This window comes from Pseudomonas sp. NFX71 (assembly GCF_048079215.1).
Classification (GTDB): Bacteria; Pseudomonadota; Gammaproteobacteria; order Pseudomonadales; family Pseudomonadaceae; genus Aquipseudomonas; species Aquipseudomonas fluorescens_B.
On record NZ_CP182230.1, the window covers coordinates 3,405,795 to 3,424,532 of the forward strand.

Below are 18,738 nucleotides of genomic sequence, written 5' to 3' on the forward strand. Positions count from 1 at the left end.
AGCCGACAGCCTGCTCACAGGAGACAACTAATTATGCTGCCACCGATGCTCCCATTGAGTGCCGTGCCGATCACTTCCCAGCACGACCCGATCCGCCAGCGCCCGGATATTCCGCCCGTTGTGCCGGTGCAGGAAAGCTCCAACGAAAGCACGATCGATCTGCAACAGCGCGATCCGGAAGAGGCGGCATTTCAGCTGCGCGAGGAACAGCGCCGCAAGCAGGAACAGCAACGGCGTCGTCGTGAAGCCGATGAAGATCCTGATGTGCATCTGGCCATTCCTGGCACCGAACTCAACGCCGACAACACCGTGCCGGTCGCGCCGCTGATTGAAGACGAGCCGCGCCAGGGCTTGTGGGTCGACATTCAGATCTAAGCCTTGGAGAGTTGGTTGAGGGCGTTCAGCAATACCTCCATTTCTTCTTCGGTGTTGAGGTGACTGACGGCAATCCGTGCGATGCTTTCCAGTCCTCTTGCCTGCATGTCCAGTGGCGTATAGGCCACTCCATTGGCGCCGATGTTGATCCCCCTCAGCGCCAGTTGCTGCTTCAAATCGACACTGTCCCAACCCTTGAGCGTGAAGGCGATCAGGCCTGATTGCTGATCGGTGTCCCCCAGGTTGTGCAGCGTCAGCCCGCTGATAGTGCCGAGGCGTTCGCGCAGGTACCGACACAGCCCATCGATCCGCTGACGAATGCGGGTCGCTCCCAGCCGGTTGAATTCCTCCAGCGCATTGGCCAATCCCGCCAGCAAGGCCACCGACACTTCGCTGGTTTCAAAGCGCCGCGCATCGTCGCGCACGGAAAAGCTTTCGCCGTCCCAGGGGGCGGACAGCACGTCCAGATGGCCGGGCACGAGTCGTTCGAGGAACCCCTGCCTGACATACATCAGCGCCGTACCTCGCGGACCACGAAGAAATTTGCGCCCGGCGCCCTTGAGCACATCGCAGTTCAGCGCCTGCACATCGCAGGGCAGTTGACCGAGTGCCTGGCCTGCGTCGATGAAGTAGGCAATCCCGTGCTGTCGCGCCACGGCGCCAATGGCCTCGGCCGGGTTGATCAGGCCGCCATTGGCCGGGAGCCAGGTCAGCGCGATCAGCTTTACCTTCGAGTCGATCATCTGCCTGAGGGCAGGGACGGATACCGCGCCTGCCTCATCGCAGGGAATCACCTCAAGCCGCGCGCCCGCGCTGACAGCCCGGGCCATGCAGGCCAGGTTGCCGCCCCATTCATGGCGCCCGACAAGAATCCGGTCGCCGACCCGCCATGGCCCCAACGCATTGAACGCCATGCCCCACGCCGCCGAGCCGCTGCTGGCGAAGGCGATGCTTTCAGTGTTGGAGTTGAGCAATTTCGCGGCCGCGTGGCGGGCGCGGGCCTGGATGCTCTGGTCGGCGGCCTCCATCGGGCCGCCGGTGGCTTCGCGCTGCAACTGCTCGATCATCGCGTCGAGGGTGCCCTGGCTGGGCAAGGAAGCGCCGGCATGGTTGAAGTGAATCACGCTGTAGCAACCCGGTGTAGCCGCGCGCAAATGCTCCACCTCGGCACGATTCACGGCCGCAACTCGAATATTGCGTCGATTTCCACCGCCACGCCGCCGGGCAAGCTCGATACACCCACGGCCGTGCGTACATGCCGGCCTTTCTCGCCGAGAGCATTGACCAACAGATTGGACGCGCCATTGGCAACCGCGCCGTGTTTCTGGAAGTCAGGAGCGCTGGCGATAAACACGCCCAGGCGGATGATGCGCACCAGATTCGAGAGGTCATCGTTCAGCGCATTGCTGAGTTGTGCCAGCAGGGCCAGGGCAGCGAGTTCGGCGGCGTTAGCCCCCTCTTCATCGGAGATCGATTCGCCAAGTCGCCCGATGAACGCCGGTTTGCCGTCCTGCAAAGGAATCTGCCCGGAAATGAACAGCTGGTTCTGGCTGACCACATGATTGACGTAGTTGGCAATGGGCTGGCTCGGCGTTGGCAGGCACAGGCCCAGTTGCTGGACGCGGTGGGCGAGTGAATCGGTCATGGTGAATCCTCCTGAATGAAGGCTTCAGCATGTTTGCGTCCGGGGAGCGCGACAAACGGATAGATCTAATTCGACGTATTCAAATAACTCATGCATGGGCCATTTCATTCAGCCATTCGCCGAAACATTCCGCTGCGTCGCTGGCAGGCCGATCGGGAGTGACCAGCCAATAACCGATTTCGCTGATGAAGGGCGGGGTGTCGAAAGCATCTACCAGCGCACCTTCCTTCAGTCGGCGTTCGATCAAATGACCACGACCCATGGCAATGCCCTGACCGGCCACGGCGGCTTCGACGACGATGTTGTAGTCGTGGAGCATCACGCTGGGGTAGTGGCTGAGGTCGATGCCATTGCGCGCGCTCCAGTCAGTCCACTCGAACGGTTGAAGGGATTTGGCCATCAGTAACGGGCCGATGCCGGTGCCCTGGGTTTTGAATGTGGGACTGCAAACCGGTGCCAGTGTTTCTGCCATGAAGCGGCGAGCCCGGACTTTCGGCCAGCCGCCCTTGCCATAACGAATCGCCAGGTCAACTTCGCCGCCGCCAACGTCGGACAGTTCTACCGAAGGCAGCAGCTCGACATGGATGTGTGGATAGCGCGCGTTAAAGTCGGCCAGACGCGGCACCAGCCACAACGTGGCAAATGACGCGAGGAGGCCGATGCGCAGGGTGGTTTCATGATGATCGTTGCCGCGCAGTCCGCGGGTGGCCAGGGCAATGGATTCCAGGGCTGGCTGAATCTGCCGGTAGTACGCTTCGCCGGCCGGCGTCAGATCGATGGCCCGGGTGCGGCGGATAAACAGCCGCTGATTCAGATACTGCTCCAGTTTCTGCACTTGATGGCTGATTGCACTTTGGGTCACCGACAACTCATCGGCGGCCTTGATGAAGCTCAAATGGCGAGCCACGGCCTCGAAGGCGCGCAGGGCCATCAAGGGCGGCAGATCCTGGTGCAATTCCACGGCGCGGGTCCTTTGGGTCCATCGCAAAAACGCGATTGTGCGGTGAAAAAACCGCTTCGGTACATATTTTGTTAAGCCGTCGTTACGCGAGTGACTGGTCAGCGCCGGCGCCAGACCGCATTATTGGCGCAATCCTGTCGAGCGATGCGGCAGTGTAATTTTCCTTCACGCGATGCACTGAACACCATGAGCCAAGACGACAAGCTGATCGACCTTAACGCCGAACGCGCCAAGCGAATTCACGACCTCAACGACAAACGCCTGAATGAAGTGCGCCAGGCATTCGAGCAAGCGATGCCTTTGGGTAAAGCGAAGAAAAAGCCGAAAAACAAACCGAAAAAGCGTTAATCCCCCTGCATCTGTTGATGTAGATCAGTTTTCCCCCTCCTTTGCGCCCTGTCTCGGGCGATATTGACCTCGATCAATTTTCTCTTCTGCCTGATTGGTTAACTTAGCCCCATCGCAACAGGGCAAGTCCAGGAGGCCAGTCATGTTTTTCGACAACGTGGTGATCGCCGGAGTGCTGACAGTCGGCCTCATGGTTCTGTTTTTTGCAGGGTTTGGATTTTTTATCTGGAAGGACTCGCACAAGCGGAAAAAAACCGTAGGTCTTTCTTGATGCAATGAGCACGCAAGGCATTTTGGGCAACTTCGGTTGCCCTTTTTTTTGCGTGCGGGAAACGACCGTTGTGCGCTCCCACAGGGATTTTTGGTGTTTAGAGAATTGCAGGCATGAAAAAGGCGCGAACCTCACGGAACGCGCCTTTTTCGTTGCAGCGATCTATCAGCTGCCCAGTGCCTTCGACGCCAGCCAGAACAGGCCGGCCGACAGGGCCACGGTCGCTGGCAGGGTCAGGACCCAGGCCAGCAGGATGGTTCTGACGGTGCCGCCCTGCAGGCCGCTTTTGTTGGCGACCATGGTACCGGCCACACCTGAAGACAGGACGTGGGTGGTGGAAACCGGCAGGCTGAAGATGTTGGCCATGCCGATCAGGCTGGCGGTCGTGATCTGCGCCGACATGCCTTGGGAGTAAGTCATGCCTTGCTTGCCGATCTTCTCGCCGATGGTCAGTACCACGCGTTTCCAGCCCACCATGGTGCCCAGGCCCAGGGCCAGTGCGACCGCCAGAATCACCCAGAACGGGGCGTATTCGGTAGTGGTGGTCAGGTCTTTGCGCAGTTTGTCCAGGTCAGCCTTTTCACGGGCAGCGAGACCGGGCAGTTTGCCGACTTTCTTCGCCGTGTCATCCAGGCAGAGCAGGTAGCGGCGCACTTCGATACGGCTTTCCGCCGACAGCGAATGGTAGTCCGCGACGCCTTTAAGGGTGTCGAGCAGGGCGGTGATGGTCGGTTCGGTCTGTTGCGGGTTGCAACGGAATTTCTCCGGCAGATCACCATCCACGCTTTTGCCCAGGGCCAGGTATTCACCCAGCGTATCGGCATTGCGCTTGTAGAACTGGCTCAGGTGCAAAGTCGCATCGCGAGTGCGTTCGATCTGGTAGGTGGTGCTGCCCAGGTCGAGTACGAACTGTGCCGGAACGATACCGATCAGCACCAGCATGATCAGGCCGATACCTTTCTGACCATCGTTGGAGCCGTGCACGAAACTCACGGCCATGGCCGAAATCACCAGCACCAGGCGGTTCCAGAACGGCGGATGCTTCTTGTCGTCGATCTTGCGGCGCTGTTCCGGCGTCTTGTGCATCTTCGACAGTGGACGCCACCATTTAAGGCCGATCAGGATCAGCGCAGCGATCAGGAACCCGGCCATCGGCGAAAACACCAGCGAAGCCGCGATATCGATCGCCTTCTGCCAGTTGACGCCATCGGCCAATGGAATGTCGTTGAGCAGGGCGTTGGCCAGGCCAACCCCGAGGATCGAACCGATCAGCGTATGGGAGCTGGAGGCCGGGATACCGAAGTACCAGGTGCCCAGGTTCCAGGTAATGGCGGCGGCAAGCAACGAGAACACCATGGCCAGTCCGTGACCGGTGTTCACATTGATCAGCAGTTCTACCGGCAGCAGGTGGACGATGGCATACGCCACGCCAACACCGCCCAGCAGCACGCCGAGGAAGTTGAACACACCGGAAAAGAACACGGCCAGATGCGGCGGCATTGCTTTGGTGTAGATAACAGTGGCCACCGCGTTTGCAGTGTCATGAAAGCCGTTGATGAACTCGAAGGCGAGGACAAAGGCGAGGGCGAGCAAGAGGCTCACAAGCACCCAAGCATCCAGTCCGCTGAATAAATCGATCATGAAGGTTTTCTGACCCGGTCGTAAGGGGGCGCGATTATGCCAGAAAAGACTGTAAATCGATGCACTAGCTGCTCATCGGTAACATTCTTCAACGAATTAGTAAGAGACGACGCCCTAAGTTCCGGGTGTTTAGCGGGTTTTGCAAGTCGTTGAATTGCCTTGAAAAGCCCGCAGGCACAAGGGTTTCTCTCGAAACGGCAAGAGAAGCAAAGACTTGTATGAAATTTCTGAGAAGAGGGCCAGACATGAGCCAATTGCCTCATCAGATAGATGAGGTAACCGCTGCCCGCTCGTAGCGGGCGCGAATGGCAACATCAATGCATCCCGCTTTTAACGGGGGCAGACGCAGGCCCTTGAAGGGAGTCAGGCCGAGGCGATCATGGCTCTTCGGCTTTGAGTTCCTTTTCCATCTTCTGCAGTTCTTGCGTGAAAGCCTGGTCCTGAACGGTGGCGCGTTTACGCCAGGGTTTGCGTTCCGGTTCGGGCTGAGCGGCGTAGGTGGTGACTTCCCCGCCGTAAACTTCCTTGTAACGTTGTTCCTGGCGCTCAAGTTCCGCGCGCAGTTCGTCTTTCGTCACAGTGCTACCTGTATAGGTTGAGATTAATTCTGGTAAATCGCGCTGCATCAAATGCACCGACCACGCTCGTCGAAAGGACAATGCCCGCAAAGGCATCGTTTTACGGCACGGCGATCAATACTTCCATGTTGCAGGCGGCCACGGCACCAGAGCAAAACAGCTGACGTAGCATCAGTTTCCTGTTTCAGCGAGCGCGCTGTCAGAGCATTTGAAATGAGCGTCAGGCGCTTGCTGCGGGCAGCAACGATGGAACATCGTGCTGCCGGATGACGGAACCGGCGAATAGAGAAACCGGTTCGTCACTGAATTGCATTATAGCGGTCGATTTGAAGAACACTATCGCCAAAGAGTTAAAAATGGATGTTCATGTGTGATCGTTTTATTACTTGCAAGTTTTTACCTTCACTTGGCCGCGCTGTCTTTCTGGCGTCATTAAGTCGAACAAGTTAGGACATTACATGGGGACTTTAACTCAGGGTTCAAGCCCGGGGTAAAACCATGTAATAGAGAAGGGCGCACGCGTGTCCGACCAAGGCTCTATAACGGCAACCGATTGCGATTATCGGTCGAGGGTTCGATAATCGCCCAGTCTCGGCTGCCTTTGGCTTGTGTGTCGAATCGGAGCCGCCTGTAATAGCCGTCGCTGATCCGTGTGGGAAAAGGACCTGATATGAACGAGCAAATGCGCAATTCCTTCGCTTCAGTGGCGCCGCCTATCGTCGCGTCGCCCGCCAAGCGAATCCAGGCCCTGACCGGCGACCCGGATTTCATGACTTCACTGGCCCGAGGCCTGGCCGTGGTGCAAGCGTTCCAGGAGCGCAAACGGCACCTGACCATCGCCCAGATCAGTCACCGCACGGAAATTCCCCGCGCCGCCGTGCGACGTTGCCTGCACACCCTGATCAAACTCGGCTACGCCACCACCGACGGTCGCACCTATTCGCTGCTGCCCAAAGTGCTGACCCTCGGTCATGCCTACCTGTCCTCGACCCCGCTGGCGGTCTCTGCCCAACCTTACCTCGACCGCATGAGCGAACAACTCCACGAGGCCTGCAACATGGCCACGCTGGAAGGCGATGACATTTTGTACATCGCTCGCTCGGCGACGACTCAGCGGCTGATTTCCGTCGACCTGTCGGTAGGCGGACGCCTGCCGGCCTATTGCACGTCCATGGGCAGGATTCTTCTCGCGGCACTGGATGACACGTCGCTGCGCGAGTACCTCGACCACGCAGACCTGCAAGCCAAGACCAGCCGCACCTTGCACACTCCCGAAGCGTTGCTCGAATGCCTGCAGGAAGTGCGGCAGCAAGGCTGGTGCATCGTCGATCAGGAACTGGAACAAGGCCTGCGCTCGATTGCCGTTCCGGTGTACGACGCTTCCGGGCAAGTCGTGGCGGCGCTCAACGTCAGCACGCACGCCGGTCGGGTCAGCCGCAACGAGCTGGAGCAACGGTTCCTGCCGGGTCTGCTGGCGGCCAGCCGTAACCTCAGCGCCCAGCTGTTTGCCTAAGCTGTTCGATAATCGCCCAGACTCGCGTTTAACGAATTGACGCACTTTCCCCAGGCTCACTAATGTCGCGGCAGCGCCAGCTCAGGCTGGCACCTGTCCGACTGCGTTCTTGCGTGGAATAAAAATAATGAACCAGCCTCAGTCTGCTGTAGGTAACTGCCTCGACGTGCAGTCCTTCATCAATGCTCAACCCATCTCGCGCTACCAGTGGCGAGTGGTGATCCTGTGTTTCCTGATTGTTTTCCTCGATGGCCTCGACACCGCGGCCATGGGCTTCATCGCGCCGGCACTCTCCCAGGACTGGGGCATCGATCGCGCCAGCCTTGGCCCAGTGATGAGTGCGGCGTTGATCGGCATGGTCTTCGGCGCACTGGGTTCCGGGCCGTTGGCTGACCGTTTCGGACGAAAAGTCGTACTGGTGGGCGCGGTGCTGTTGTTCGGCGCCTTCAGCCTGGCCTCGGCCTACAGCAGCAACGTCGATCAGTTGCTGGTGTTGCGCTTTCTGACCGGCCTGGGCCTTGGCGCCGGGATGCCGAACGCTACGACATTGCTGTCGGAATACACCCCGGAGCGCAAAAAATCCCTGCTGGTGACCAGCATGTTCTGCGGCTTCAACCTCGGCATGGCCGGTGGCGGATTCATTTCGGCCAAGCTGATTCCGGCGTTCGGCTGGCACAGCCTGCTGTTGATCGGCGGAATTCTGCCGCTGATCCTTGCCGTCGTCTTGTTGTTCTGGCTGCCGGAGTCGGCGCGTTACCTGGTCGTGCGCAATCGCGGCACCGACAAAGTGCGCCAGGCGCTGGCGCCAATCGATCCGACGGTCGTCGCTCAAGCATCCAGCTTCAGCGTACCCGAACAGAAAACCGTGAAGGCCCGTAACGTGTTTGCGGTGATCTTCTCCGGCACCTACAGCACCGGCACCTTGTTGTTATGGCTGACCTACTTCATGGGCCTGGTGATCGTTTACCTGTTGACCAGTTGGCTGCCGACGCTGATGCGTGACAGTGGCGCGAGCATGGAACAGGCGGCATTCATCGGCGCGCTGTTCCAGTTCGGCGGCGTATTGAGCGCGGTGGGCGTGGGCTGGGCGATGGACCGGTTCAATCCGCACAAGGTCATCGGTACTTTCTACTTGCTGGCCGGGGTGTTTGCCTACGCGGTAGGGCAGAGCCTGGGCAACATCACGCTATTGGCAACCCTGGTGCTGGTGGCCGGGATGTGCGTCAACGGCGCGCAATCGGCGATGCCTTCTTTGGCGGCGCGTTTTTACCCGACTCAAGGTCGGGCGACCGGTGTGTCGTGGATGCTCGGGATTGGCCGGTTCGGCGCAATTCTGGGGGCGTGGATGGGCGCGACCTTGCTGGGGTTGGGCTGGAACTTTGAACAAGTGCTGACGGCATTGGTGATTCCGGCGGCCTTGGCGACCACGGCGGTGGTGATCAAGGGTATGGTCAGTCATGCGGATGCGACCTGATTCTGGATTGAAATTGATCTTTTGACAGGCGATGGAGAACGATAGCGAGACAACAATATGTTCGATAAACGAACACTTAGTCGATTATCGGATTGTTTGGCGTTTTGCACAGGCTTAACCTTCAGTCATTCCGGCGCGCGCATCGCGTCGTTTCCTACCACTGTCGGTTCACAACAAAACGGGAGCCTGCCCCATGGCTGAAATCCTTTCGCTGCACGACGCGGTGAAGCAATTCGTCAACGACGGCGATACCGTCGCGCTCGAAGGCTTCACTCACCTGATCCCTACGGCGGCGGGTCACGAAATCATTCGTCAGGGCAAGAAAGATCTGACGCTGGTACGGATGACGCCTGACCTGATCTACGACCAGTTGATTGGCGCCGGTTGTGCTCGCAAGCTGATTTTCTCCTGGGGCGGCAACCCGGGCGTCGGTTCGCTGCACCGTCTGCGTGACGCAGTCGAGAAGCAGTGGCCGCACGCGCTGGAAATCGAAGAACACAGCCACGCCGACCTGGCAAATGCCTACGTCGCTGGCGCCTCCGGCCTGCCGTTCGCGGTGTTGCGTGCCTACGCCGGCTCCGACCTGCCGAAGGTCAACCCGCTGATCAAGAGCGTCACTTGCCCGTTCACCGGTGAAGTATTGGCGGCGGTGCCTTCGGTGCGTCCGGACATCACCGTGATCCACGCGCAAAAAGCCGACCGTAAAGGCAACGTGTTGCTGTGGGGCATTCTCGGCGTGCAGAAAGAAGCCGCACTGGCCGCCAAGCGTTGCATCGTCACCGTCGAAGAAATCGTCGACGACCTCAACGCACCGATGAACTCCTGTGTACTGCCGACGTGGGCCTTGAGCGCGGTTTGCCACGTTCCTGGCGGCGCGCATCCGTCCTACGCTCACGGTTACAACGAGCGCGATAACCGTTTCTATCAGGCCTGGGACCCGATTGCCCGCGACCGTGACACCTTCACCGCGTGGATCAACGAATACATCCATGGCTGCGCTGACTTCAGCGAGTTCCAGGCCAAGCTGGCCGCTGCATCGGAGGCGAAGTAATGACTTACACCACCAATGAAATGATGACCGTCGCCGCTGCTCGCCGATTGAAGAACGGTTCGGTGTGCTTCGTCGGTATCGGGCTGCCGTCGAAAGCGGCCAACCTGGCGCGGCTGACGTCCTCGCCGGATGTAGTCCTTATCTACGAATCGGGTCCGATTGGTGCCAAGCCGAGCGTACTGCCGCTGTCGATCGGTGACGGTGAACTGGCGGAAACCGCTGACACCGTCGTGCCGACCGGTGAGATTTTTCGCTACTGGCTGCAGGGCGGGCGCATCGACGTCGGTTTCCTCGGCGCCGCGCAAGTCGACCGTTTCGGCAACATCAACACCACGGTGGTGGGTGACTACCACGCACCAAAAGTCCGTCTGCCGGGTGCCGGTGGTGCGCCGGAGATTGCCGGTTCGGCCAAAAGCGTCTTGATCATTCTTAAACAGTCGGCGCGTTCCTTCGTCGACAAGCTCGACTTCATCACCTCGGTCGGCCATGGCGAGGGTGGTGATTCGCGCAAGCGTCTCGGTCTGCCAGGCGCCGGTCCGGTTGGCATCATCACCGACCTGTGCATCATGGAACCGGAAGCGGGTACTCATGAATTCGTGGTCACTGCGTTGCACCCCGGCGTGACCCGTGAGCAAGTGACCGCCGCGACAGGTTGGGCCATTCGTTTCGCCGAGACGGTTGAAAACACCGCCGAGCCCACCGAGGTCGAACTGAAAGCGCTGCGGGATCTGGAAGCCCGCACCGCTGCCGCCCACGGCCAAGCACCTGGAGAAGCGTGATGCGTGACGTTTATATCTGCGACGCGATTCGCACCCCCATCGGCCGTTTCGGCGGTGGCCTGTCGACGGTTCGCGCTGACGACCTGGCCGCCGTGCCGATCAAGGCGTTGATGGAACGCAACCCGTCGGTGGACTGGAATGCAGTGGACGAGGTGTTCCTCGGCTGCGCCAACCAGGCCGGCGAAGACAACCGCAATGTGGCGCGCATGGCGCTGCTGCTGGCGGGCCTGCCGGAAACGATTCCGGGCGTGACCCTCAATCGCCTCTGTGCTTCGGGCATGGATGCCATCGGCACCGCGTTCCGCGCCATCGCCAGCGGCGAAATGGAACTGGCGATTGCCGGCGGCGTCGAGTCGATGTCCCGCGCGCCGTTCGTGATGGGCAAGGCGGATGCGGCGTTCTCGCGCAACATGAAGCTGGAAGACACCACCATCGGCTGGCGCTTCATCAACCCGTTGATGAAAGCCCAATATGGTGTCGATGCGATGCCGCAGACCGCCGACAACGTGGCGGACGATTACGAAGTGTCCCGCGAGGATCAGGACGCTTTTGCACTGCGCAGTCAGCAGCGGACAGCCGCCGCGCAAGCGGCAGGATTTTTCGCTGAAGAAATCGTCGAAGTGCGCGTTGCCCACAAGAAGGGTGAAACCGTCGTCAGCCAGGACGAGCATCCTCGCGCCGACACGACGCTGGAAACCCTGGCCAGACTGAAACCGGTCAATGGTCCCGAAAAAACCGTCACCGCCGGCAACGCGTCGGGTGTGAACGACGGTGCCGCAGCGCTGATCCTGGCCTCGGCCGAGGCGGTGAAAAAACACGGTCTGACCGCTCGCGCCAAAGTGCTGGGCATGGCGAGTGCCGGCGTTGCACCGCGGGTCATGGGCATCGGCCCGGTCCCGGCGGTGCGCAAGCTGACTGAGCGCCTGGGCCTTGCCGTCGGCGATTTCGACGTGATCGAACTCAACGAAGCCTTCGCCAGCCAAGGCTTGGCGGTGTTGCGAGAACTGGGGCTGGCGGACGACGCGGCTCAGGTCAACCCGAACGGTGGTGCCATTGCCTTGGGCCATCCGTTGGGCATGAGCGGTGCGCGTCTGGTGCTGACGGCGCTGCATCAGCTGGAAAAAACCGGTGGCAAGAAAGGTCTGGCGACCATGTGTGTCGGCGTCGGCCAGGGGCTGGCCTTGGCGATCGAACGCGTCTGACGCGCAGCTGTGATAATAAGAACTGAGGAAAGCGAAATGACTGACAAGCCTGGTTACCGTCGCCCGCAGGAAGGCACCCAGCCGGACTACCTGCACCCGACTTATCAATCGACCAATCTGCGCTCGCCGTCCAAGCCGTTGGTGTTTCTGCCCCATTCGTTGTCGGAAATTACCGGCCCGACGGTCGGTGCCGAGCGCGTCAGCGAGAAGGACAACGACCTGACCGCGCAGCACACGGGCGAGCCATTGGGCGAACGCATCATCATTCACGGCCGCGTGCTGGATGAAAACGGTCTGCCGGTGCCGGGGATTCTGGTGGAGATCTGGCAGGCCAACGCCGCCGGGCGCTACAACCATGCCCGCGACCTGCATGATGCACCGCTGGACCCGAACTTCACCGGCACCGGCCGCACGGTGACCGACGCCGATGGCTGGTATCAATTCCAGACCATCAAGCCCGGCGCTTACCCGTGGGGCAACCACCACAATGCCTGGCGCCCGGCGCACATCCATTTCTCGCTGTTCGGGCCGAGCATTCTGACGCGGCTGGTCACGCAGATGTATTTCCCCGGCGACCCGCTTCTTGCGTATGACCCGATCTACAACTGCGTGCCGGACACCCGCGCCAAAGAGCGCCTGATCGCCAGTTTCGACCTGGAAAAAACCATCCCTTCCTACGCCCTCGGTTATCGCTGGGACATCGTCTTGCGCGGCCGCGATGCCACGCCGATGGAGAAATAAGATGACGCTGACTGCGACCACGTCCCACACCGTCGGGCCGTATTACCACATCGGCCTGACCTGGCTGAACCGCGAAAACCTGACCGTCGAGCAAACCCTGGGCGAGCGCGTGGCGATCACCGGGCAAGTCCTCGATGGCAACGGTGACATCGTCAACGATGCCATGCTGGAAGTCTGGCAGGCCAACGCCGCCGGCAAGTACGACCACCCCGAAGACGATCAGGACAAACCCCTGGACCCGAACTTCGAAGGCTTTGGCCGGATTCCGGTGGATGCCGAAGGGCGCTTCCGCTTCACTACGATCAAGCCGGGCACGGTGCAAGGGCTGAAGGGCACGACCCAGGCGCCGCACCTGGTGGTGCTGGTGTTCGCTCGCGGGTTGGTGAAGCACTTGCTGACGCGGATTTATTTTGAGGGCGAGCCGGCGAACGTATCGGATCCGCTGCTGGAGTGCGTGCCGGCTGAGCGTCGCGGTACCTTGCTGGCGAAGCAGGATGCGAGCGGTGTGTATCAGTGGAATGTGATTTTGCAGGGCACCGACGCCGAGACGGTGTTCTTCGATTATTGAGTGAAAGCACTACACCTGTGGCGAGGGAGCTTGCTCCCGCTCGGCTGCGAAGCCGTCGTAAAACCGGCTGGCGAGTGACAGAGCACGTTTGAAGGTTTTGGGCTTGCTCCGCAAGCCAGCGGGAGCAAGCTCCCTCGCCACCGAATGTGTAGCAGGCTTCTGATGAGTGATCTGTGGAACGGGACTGTTGCAAAGTGTGTCTAGACTGTCACTGTCCCCAAAGAGTGAAGAACAATGACAACCCCAACCGCGATTCCAGCGCATTACACCGGCGAAGAGCGCAGCAAGCGGATCTTCGCGATTGTCGGCGCCTCGTCCGGCAACCTCGTCGAATGGTTCGATTTCTACGTCTACGCCTTTTGCGCGATCTACTTTGCGCCCGCGTTTTTTCCGTCCGATAACCCGACCGTGCAACTGGTCAATACGGCAGGCGTGTTCGCCGCCGGGTTCCTGATGCGACCGATCGGCGGCTGGATTTTCGGCCGTGTCGCGGACAAGCACGGGCGCAAGAATTCGATGCTGATTTCGATTCTGATGATGTGCTTCGGCTCGTTGCTCATCGCGTGCTTGCCAACCTACAAGGACATCGGCGTCTGGGCGCCGATCATGCTGCTGTTCGCCCGTTTGCTTCAGGGCTTGTCGGTGGGCGGCGAGTACGGCACCACGGCGACCTACATGAGCGAAGTTGCGCTCAAGGGCCAGCGCGGTTTCTTTGCCTCGTTCCAGTACGTGACGTTGATTGGCGGGCAACTGCTGGCGGTGTCGCTGGTGGTGATCCTGCAACAGTTCCTCACCGAAGATGACCTGCGTGCCTACGGCTGGCGGATCCCGTTTGTGGTCGGTGCGGTGGCCGCGTTGATTTCGTTGTTCCTGCGTCGCTCGCTGAAAGAAACCACCAGCAAGGAAATGCGCGAGAACAAAGACGCCGGCAGCATCCGCGCGTTGTTCCGCGACCACAAAGCCGCATTCATTACCGTGCTGGGTTACACCGCCGGGGGCTCGCTGATTTTCTACACCTTCACCACGTACATGCAGAAATACCTGGTGAACACCGCCGGCATGCACGCCAAGACGGCGAGCTACATCATGACCGGCGCGCTGTTCCTTTATATGTGCATGCAGCCACTGTTCGGCATGCTCGCCGACAAGATCGGCCGACGTAATTCGATGCTGTGGTTCGGTGCCTTGGGTACGTTGTTCACCGTGCCGATTCTGTTGAGCCTGAAAAGCGTCAGCAGTCCATTCCTGGCTTTTGTGTTGATCACCGTGGCGCTGGCAATCGTCAGTTTCTATACCTCCATCAGCGGTCTGGTGAAAGCTGAAATGTTCCCGCCGGAAGTGCGCGCATTGGGCGTAGGCCTGGCGTACGCGGTGGCGAATGCGATCTTCGGCGGCTCGGCAGAATACGTGGCGCTGAGCCTCAAAGCCGTAGGCATGGAAAACTCTTTCTACTGGTACGTCACGGTGATGATGGCGGTGGCGTTCCTGTTCAGCCTGCGCTTGCCGAGACAGGCGAAATACCTGCATCACGACCTTTGATCCATCTGCGTGGGCCGCACCGGCCCACGCCTTCAGGGACTGTTTATGAACCAGCGACCGGGCAATCAATTGTTCGATGCCTATTTCACTGCCCGCGATATGCGTGAGGTGTTTTGCGATCAGGGCCGGGTTCAGGCCATGCTCGATTTCGAAGCGGCGCTGGCTCGGGCCGAGGCGAAGGTTGGCTTGATTCCGCAGACGGCTGTGGCGTCTATCGAAGCCGCCTGCCGCGCCGAACATTTTGATTTCGCGGCCCTCGGCGAGGCGATTGCCACGGCCGGCAATTCGGCGATTCCGCTGGTGAAAGCGTTGGGCAAGCAGATCGCAACCACCGACGCCGAAGCCGAGCGCTATGTGCATCTGGGCGCGACCAGTCAGGACGTAATGGACACTGGCCTGGTGTTGCAACTGCGCCGGGCGCTGGAACTGATTGAAGGCGATCTGGCACAACTGGGCGAAACGTTGGCGACCCAAGCGTTACGCTTCGTCGCCACGCCGCTGGCCGGGCGCACCTGGTTGCAACATGCGACACCGGTCACCCTGGGCATGAAAATCGCCGGCTGGCTGGGCGCGGTCACCCGCAGCCGGCAACGCCTGCAAGCGCTCAAACCGCGTTTGCTGGTGCTGCAATTCGGCGGCGCCTCCGGAACCCTCGCGGCCCTCGGCTCACAGGCGATGCCGATTGCCGAAGCGCTGGCCGGGGAACTGCAACTGACCTTGCCCGACCAGCCCTGGCACACCCAGCGCGATCGTCTGGTGGAGTTCGCTTCGGTACTGGGATTGATCGCCGGCAGCCTCGGCAAACTCGGCCGCGACATCAGCCTGTTGATGCAGACCGAAGCGGGCGAAGTGTTCGAACCGTCGGCGCCGGGCAAGGGCGGTTCTTCGACCATGCCGCATAAACGCAACCCGGTGGGAGCTGCGGTGCTGATCGGTGCCGCTACGCGCGTGCCCGGTTTGCTCTCGACCCTGTTCAGCGCGATGCCGCAAGAACATGAGCGCAGTCTGGGCCTGTGGCATGCCGAGTGGGAAACCCTGCCGGAGATTTGCTGCCTGGTGTCCGGCAGCCTCAAACAAGCGTTGCTGGTGGCGGACGGACTGGAAGTGGACGTCGAACGCATGGCCCGCAACCTCGACCTGACCCAGGGCCTGGTGTTGGCCGAAGCGGTGAGCATCGTCCTTGCGCAACGGGTCGGCCGCGACACCGCACACCATCTGTTGGAACACTGCTGCAAACGTGCCGTGGCCGAGCAACGGCAATTGCGTGCGGTCCTCGGCGACGAGCCGCAAGTGACCGCCGAACTCTCACCTGCTGAACTCGATGATCTGCTGGATCCCGCCCACTACCTCGGTCAATCCCGTACATGGGTCGAGCGAGCGGTGGCTGAACATTCTGCGTTGACTGCCTGAAGGAGATTGCTGTGGCTTTCGTACAACTCGCCGAGGGCGAACTGAATTACCAACTCGACGGACCTGAAAACGCGCCGGTGCTGGTGCTGTCCAACTCGCTGGGCACCGACCTGCACATGTGGGACGCGCAGATGGCGGCATTCACCGAGCATTTCCGGGTGCTGCGTTTCGACACGCGCGGGCACGGCAAATCGCTGGTCACACCGGGGCCGTACACCATCGAGCAACTGGGCCGTGACGTGCTCGCGTTGCTGGATGCGCTGCACATCGAAAAAGCGCATTTCTGCGGCCTGTCGATGGGAGGGCTGATCGGCCAGTGGCTGGGCATCCATGCCGGTGATCGATTGAACAAGCTGGTGGTGTGCAACACCGCGGCGAAAATCGGCGATCCGTCGATCTGGAACCCACGTATCGAAACCGTGCTGCGTGACGGCGCGGCGGCCATGGTCGCGCTGCGCGATGCGTCGATTGCGCGTTGGTTCACCGCGGATTTCGCCCAAGCCAATCCTGCGGCGGCGAAGAAAATTACCGACATGCTCGCGGCCACTTCGCCAGAAGGTTATGCGGCCAATTGTGCGGCGGTACGCGATGCCGATTTCCGTGATCAGCTGTCCTCGATCAAGGTACCGTTGCTGGTGATCGCCGGCACTGAAGACGCCGTAACGCCGCCATCCGGTGGACACTTTATCCAGGAACACGTGCAGGGCGCCGAGTACGCCGAGTTCTACGCCGCACACCTGTCCAACGTTCAGGCCGGTGCTGAGTTCAGCAAGCGGGTGCTGGCGTTTCTGTCAGCTGATTGAGGGGATTTGTTGTGGACGAGAAACAACGTTACGACGAGGGCCTGAACGTCCGCCGTGCCGTGCTCGGCGACGCCCATGTCGACCGCAGCCTGAACGCGCTGACCGAGTTCAACTCGGAGTTTCAGGAAATGATCACCCGCCACGCCTGGGGCGACATCTGGACGCGTCCGGGCCTGCCACGGCACACCCGCAGCCTGATCACCCTGGCCATGCTGATCGGCATGAACCGCAATGAGGAACTCAAGTTGCACTTGCGCGCCGCCGCCAACAACGGCGTGACCCGCGGCGAGATCAAGGAAGTGATCATGCAGAGCGCGATCTACTGTGGCATCCCGGCGGCGAATGCGACGTTCCACCTGGCGGAGTCGGTTTGGGATGAGTTGGGGGTTGAATCGCGGGAGTGACTCCTCGCGATGTGGGGTGTTTGATCTGACGCCATCGCGGGCTTGCCCGCGATGGCGATGGTGAGGTTTACAAAAGGCTGATCGGATAGCTGACGATCAACCGGTTCTCATCGAACTCGTTGTTGCTGTAGTCGCGGCGTATGGTCGAGTTGCGCCATTTGACGTTCAGGTCCTTCAGCACGCCGCTCTGCACGGTGTAGCCCAGTTCACTTTCGCGTCCCCATTCCTTGCCGTCGGTGACGGTGCCGGTGTGGACGTTGTCGCCGCTGATGTAGCGGTTCATCAGGGTCAGGCCGGGAATGCCGAGCGCGACGAAGTTGTAGTCATGACGCACCTGCCAGGATTTTTCCTGGGCGTTGTCATAGCTGGCGTTGTAGCTGTCGTTGGCCAGGGTGCCGCCGCTGGTGCCGTTGACCCGCATCCAGGCGCTGTCGCCGGTGAGTTTTTGCAGACCGACGTAGAAGGTGTTGCCGCCGTACCTGGCGGAGAACATCCCTGACCAGGTCTTGTTGTCCAGATCACCGGCGCGGGCACTGCCGTCATCCTTGCCGTAGAAGAAACCGAGGTTGGCGCCCAGGGTCCAGTCGCCGATGGGTTGGGTGTGAATCAGGTTGAGGTATTGCTGGCTGTAGATGTCCTTGAGCTCGGCGTTCCACAGGCCGATTTGCGTGCGCTTTTCGTTGAACAGGTATTCGCCGCCCTGGAAGTTGAAGCGGTCCGAGGTGAACGCCGCTTTGCCGGTCATCGACATATCGCTCATGCTGCTGTCGTCACGCGGGCTGTTTTGGCGGAACTGACCGCCGTAGAGCGTCAGGCCATTGATCTCCTTCGACGTGATCTGGCCGCCGCGAAAGGTTTGCGGCAATGAGCGACCATCGTCCGAACGCAGGATCGGCAGCACCGGCATCCATTCGCCGACCTTCACTTCGGTCTGTGACAGCTTGGCCTTGAACGCTACGTTGGTGCGACCGAAGCTGTCTGCCGGGCGACCGTCGTGATCCAGCGGCAGCAGTTGCGTACCGCCGGTGCCTTTACCGCCGTCGAGCTTCACCGAGTACAGCCCCAGCACATCCATGCCGAACCCAACGGTGCCCTGGGTGAACCCGGACTTCGCGTCGAGGATGAAACTTTGCGTCCACTCTTCAGCCTTGCCCTGGGCCTTGGTCGGGTTGGTGAAGTTGCGGTTGATGTAGAAGTTGCGCAGGTTGAGGTTGACCTTGGCACCTTCGACAAAACCTGACTCTTCGGCCGTGGCGGGAAGGGCCGCGCCGGTCAGCGCGATGGCGATCAGGCCGGGAAAGACGTACTGCGCAGTGGAAGGGGTCATGTGCTCGGGTCTCTCTGATTCTTGGGGATGAAACGGGTTGATGCCGCAACCGACGGGTTGCAGACAAAAGCTTCGGATTCGAATGGAACGGGACGAGATCAGCCGGAC

At 60.4% G+C, this 18,738-nt stretch carries 20 protein-coding genes; 14 read left to right on the plus strand and 6 right to left on the minus strand.

Translation table 11 applies throughout. The features are described from left to right. Positions 1–33 precede the first annotated feature (33 nt). Positions 34–375: a hypothetical protein gene (locus ACM1ZW_RS15640; protein ID WP_017336831.1), complete on the plus strand. Its 342-nt coding sequence runs from the start codon at positions 34–36 to the stop codon at positions 373–375. On the opposite strand, the gene ACM1ZW_RS15645 is transcribed toward ACM1ZW_RS15640, so the two are convergent. The 3 genes from ACM1ZW_RS15645 to ACM1ZW_RS15655 form a co-directional block, all read right to left on the minus strand. Then, positions 372–1,553, minus strand: coding sequence for an aminotransferase class V-fold PLP-dependent enzyme (locus ACM1ZW_RS15645; RefSeq protein WP_416738860.1), 1,182 nt, complete (start codon positions 1,551–1,553; stop codon positions 372–374). The two genes, ACM1ZW_RS15640 and ACM1ZW_RS15645, sit on opposite strands and share 4 nt — an antisense overlap. Beyond that, positions 1,550–2,020, minus strand: coding sequence for a RidA family protein (locus ACM1ZW_RS15650; protein WP_416738861.1), 471 nt, complete (start codon positions 2,018–2,020; stop codon positions 1,550–1,552). The genes ACM1ZW_RS15645 and ACM1ZW_RS15650 overlap by 4 nt, the downstream gene beginning before the upstream one ends. Positions 2,021–2,108: 88 nt before the next feature. Next, complete coding sequence (locus ACM1ZW_RS15655; protein WP_416738862.1) at positions 2,109–2,981, minus strand: LysR substrate-binding domain-containing protein; 873 nt, start codon at positions 2,979–2,981, stop codon at positions 2,109–2,111. 186 nt (positions 2,982–3,167) lie between these two features. On the opposite strand from ACM1ZW_RS15655, the gene ACM1ZW_RS15660 reads away from it, so the two are divergent. After that, positions 3,168–3,329 carry a hypothetical protein gene (locus ACM1ZW_RS15660; RefSeq protein WP_007998358.1) on the plus strand — a complete coding sequence of 54 codons (162 nt, stop codon included), beginning with the start codon at positions 3,168–3,170 and terminating at the stop codon, positions 3,327–3,329. A gap of 142 nt (positions 3,330–3,471) precedes the next feature. Continuing rightward, complete coding sequence (gene ccoM, locus ACM1ZW_RS15665; RefSeq protein WP_416738863.1) at positions 3,472–3,600, plus strand: cytochrome c oxidase subunit CcoM; 129 nt, start codon at positions 3,472–3,474, stop codon at positions 3,598–3,600. Between the two features lie 165 nt (positions 3,601–3,765). On the opposite strand, the gene ACM1ZW_RS15670 is transcribed toward ccoM, so the two are convergent. Then, positions 3,766–5,241 carry an inorganic phosphate transporter gene (locus ACM1ZW_RS15670; protein WP_414884911.1) on the minus strand — a complete coding sequence of 492 codons (1,476 nt, stop codon included), beginning with the start codon at positions 5,239–5,241 and terminating at the stop codon, positions 3,766–3,768. A gap of 377 nt (positions 5,242–5,618) precedes the next feature. Further along, a complete protein-coding gene (locus ACM1ZW_RS15675; protein WP_007935837.1) occupies positions 5,619–5,819 on the minus strand; it encodes a hypothetical protein in 201 nt (66 codons plus the stop codon). A gap of 670 nt (positions 5,820–6,489) precedes the next feature. Here ACM1ZW_RS15675 and pcaR point away from each other — a divergent pair. From pcaR to pcaC, 11 genes are all read left to right on the plus strand, one after another. Continuing rightward, positions 6,490–7,332, plus strand: a complete 843-nt coding sequence (gene pcaR, locus ACM1ZW_RS15680; protein WP_008025635.1) for a pca regulon transcriptional regulator PcaR — start codon at positions 6,490–6,492, stop codon at positions 7,330–7,332. Between the two features lie 127 nt (positions 7,333–7,459). Beyond that, positions 7,460–8,806, plus strand: coding sequence for an MFS transporter (locus ACM1ZW_RS15685; RefSeq protein ID WP_017336836.1), 1,347 nt, complete (start codon positions 7,460–7,462; stop codon positions 8,804–8,806). Positions 8,807–8,999: 193 nt separating this feature from the next. Then, entirely contained in the window at positions 9,000–9,857 is an 858-nt protein-coding gene (locus tag ACM1ZW_RS15690; protein WP_414879558.1) for a CoA transferase subunit A, read from the plus strand. Next, positions 9,857–10,636: a CoA-transferase subunit beta gene (locus tag ACM1ZW_RS15695; RefSeq protein WP_017336838.1), complete on the plus strand. Its 780-nt coding sequence runs from the start codon at positions 9,857–9,859 to the stop codon at positions 10,634–10,636. Before ACM1ZW_RS15690 ends, ACM1ZW_RS15695 begins: the two co-directional genes overlap by 1 nt. After that, positions 10,633–11,838 (plus strand): 3-oxoadipyl-CoA thiolase, encoded by a 1,206-nt coding sequence (gene pcaF, locus ACM1ZW_RS15700; protein ID WP_193393005.1) that lies wholly within the window; start codon positions 10,633–10,635, stop codon positions 11,836–11,838. Before ACM1ZW_RS15695 ends, pcaF begins: the two co-directional genes overlap by 4 nt. Before the next feature lie 36 nt (positions 11,839–11,874). Further along, on the plus strand, positions 11,875–12,579 hold the full coding sequence (gene pcaH / locus ACM1ZW_RS15705; RefSeq protein WP_414879559.1) for a protocatechuate 3,4-dioxygenase subunit beta: 705 nt from the start codon (positions 11,875–11,877) through the stop codon (positions 12,577–12,579). 1 nt (position 12,580) lies between these two features. Next, positions 12,581–13,147, plus strand: a complete 567-nt coding sequence (pcaG, locus tag ACM1ZW_RS15710; RefSeq protein WP_416738864.1) for a protocatechuate 3,4-dioxygenase subunit alpha — start codon at positions 12,581–12,583, stop codon at positions 13,145–13,147. Between the two features lie 234 nt (positions 13,148–13,381). Beyond that, positions 13,382–14,686 (plus strand): MFS family transporter, encoded by a 1,305-nt coding sequence (locus tag ACM1ZW_RS15715; protein ID WP_017336842.1) that lies wholly within the window; start codon positions 13,382–13,384, stop codon positions 14,684–14,686. Positions 14,687–14,731: 45 nt separating this feature from the next. Continuing rightward, positions 14,732–16,096 carry a 3-carboxy-cis,cis-muconate cycloisomerase gene (locus ACM1ZW_RS15720; protein WP_017336843.1) on the plus strand — a complete coding sequence of 455 codons (1,365 nt, stop codon included), beginning with the start codon at positions 14,732–14,734 and terminating at the stop codon, positions 16,094–16,096. An 11-nt stretch (positions 16,097–16,107) separates the two neighbouring features. After that, on the plus strand, positions 16,108–16,899 hold the full coding sequence (pcaD, locus tag ACM1ZW_RS15725) for a 3-oxoadipate enol-lactonase (protein WP_414879561.1): 792 nt from the start codon (positions 16,108–16,110) through the stop codon (positions 16,897–16,899). An 11-nt stretch (positions 16,900–16,910) separates the two neighbouring features. Next, positions 16,911–17,303: a 4-carboxymuconolactone decarboxylase gene (gene pcaC / locus ACM1ZW_RS15730; protein WP_017336845.1), complete on the plus strand. Its 393-nt coding sequence runs from the start codon at positions 16,911–16,913 to the stop codon at positions 17,301–17,303. Between the two features lie 67 nt (positions 17,304–17,370). On the opposite strand, the gene ACM1ZW_RS15735 is transcribed toward pcaC, so the two are convergent. Next, the gene (locus ACM1ZW_RS15735; protein ID WP_017336846.1) at positions 17,371–18,630 is read right to left on the minus strand and encodes an OprD family porin; all 1,260 of its coding nucleotides are present in this window, start codon (positions 18,628–18,630) and stop codon (positions 17,371–17,373) included. Between the last annotated feature and the right edge of the window lie 108 nt (positions 18,631–18,738).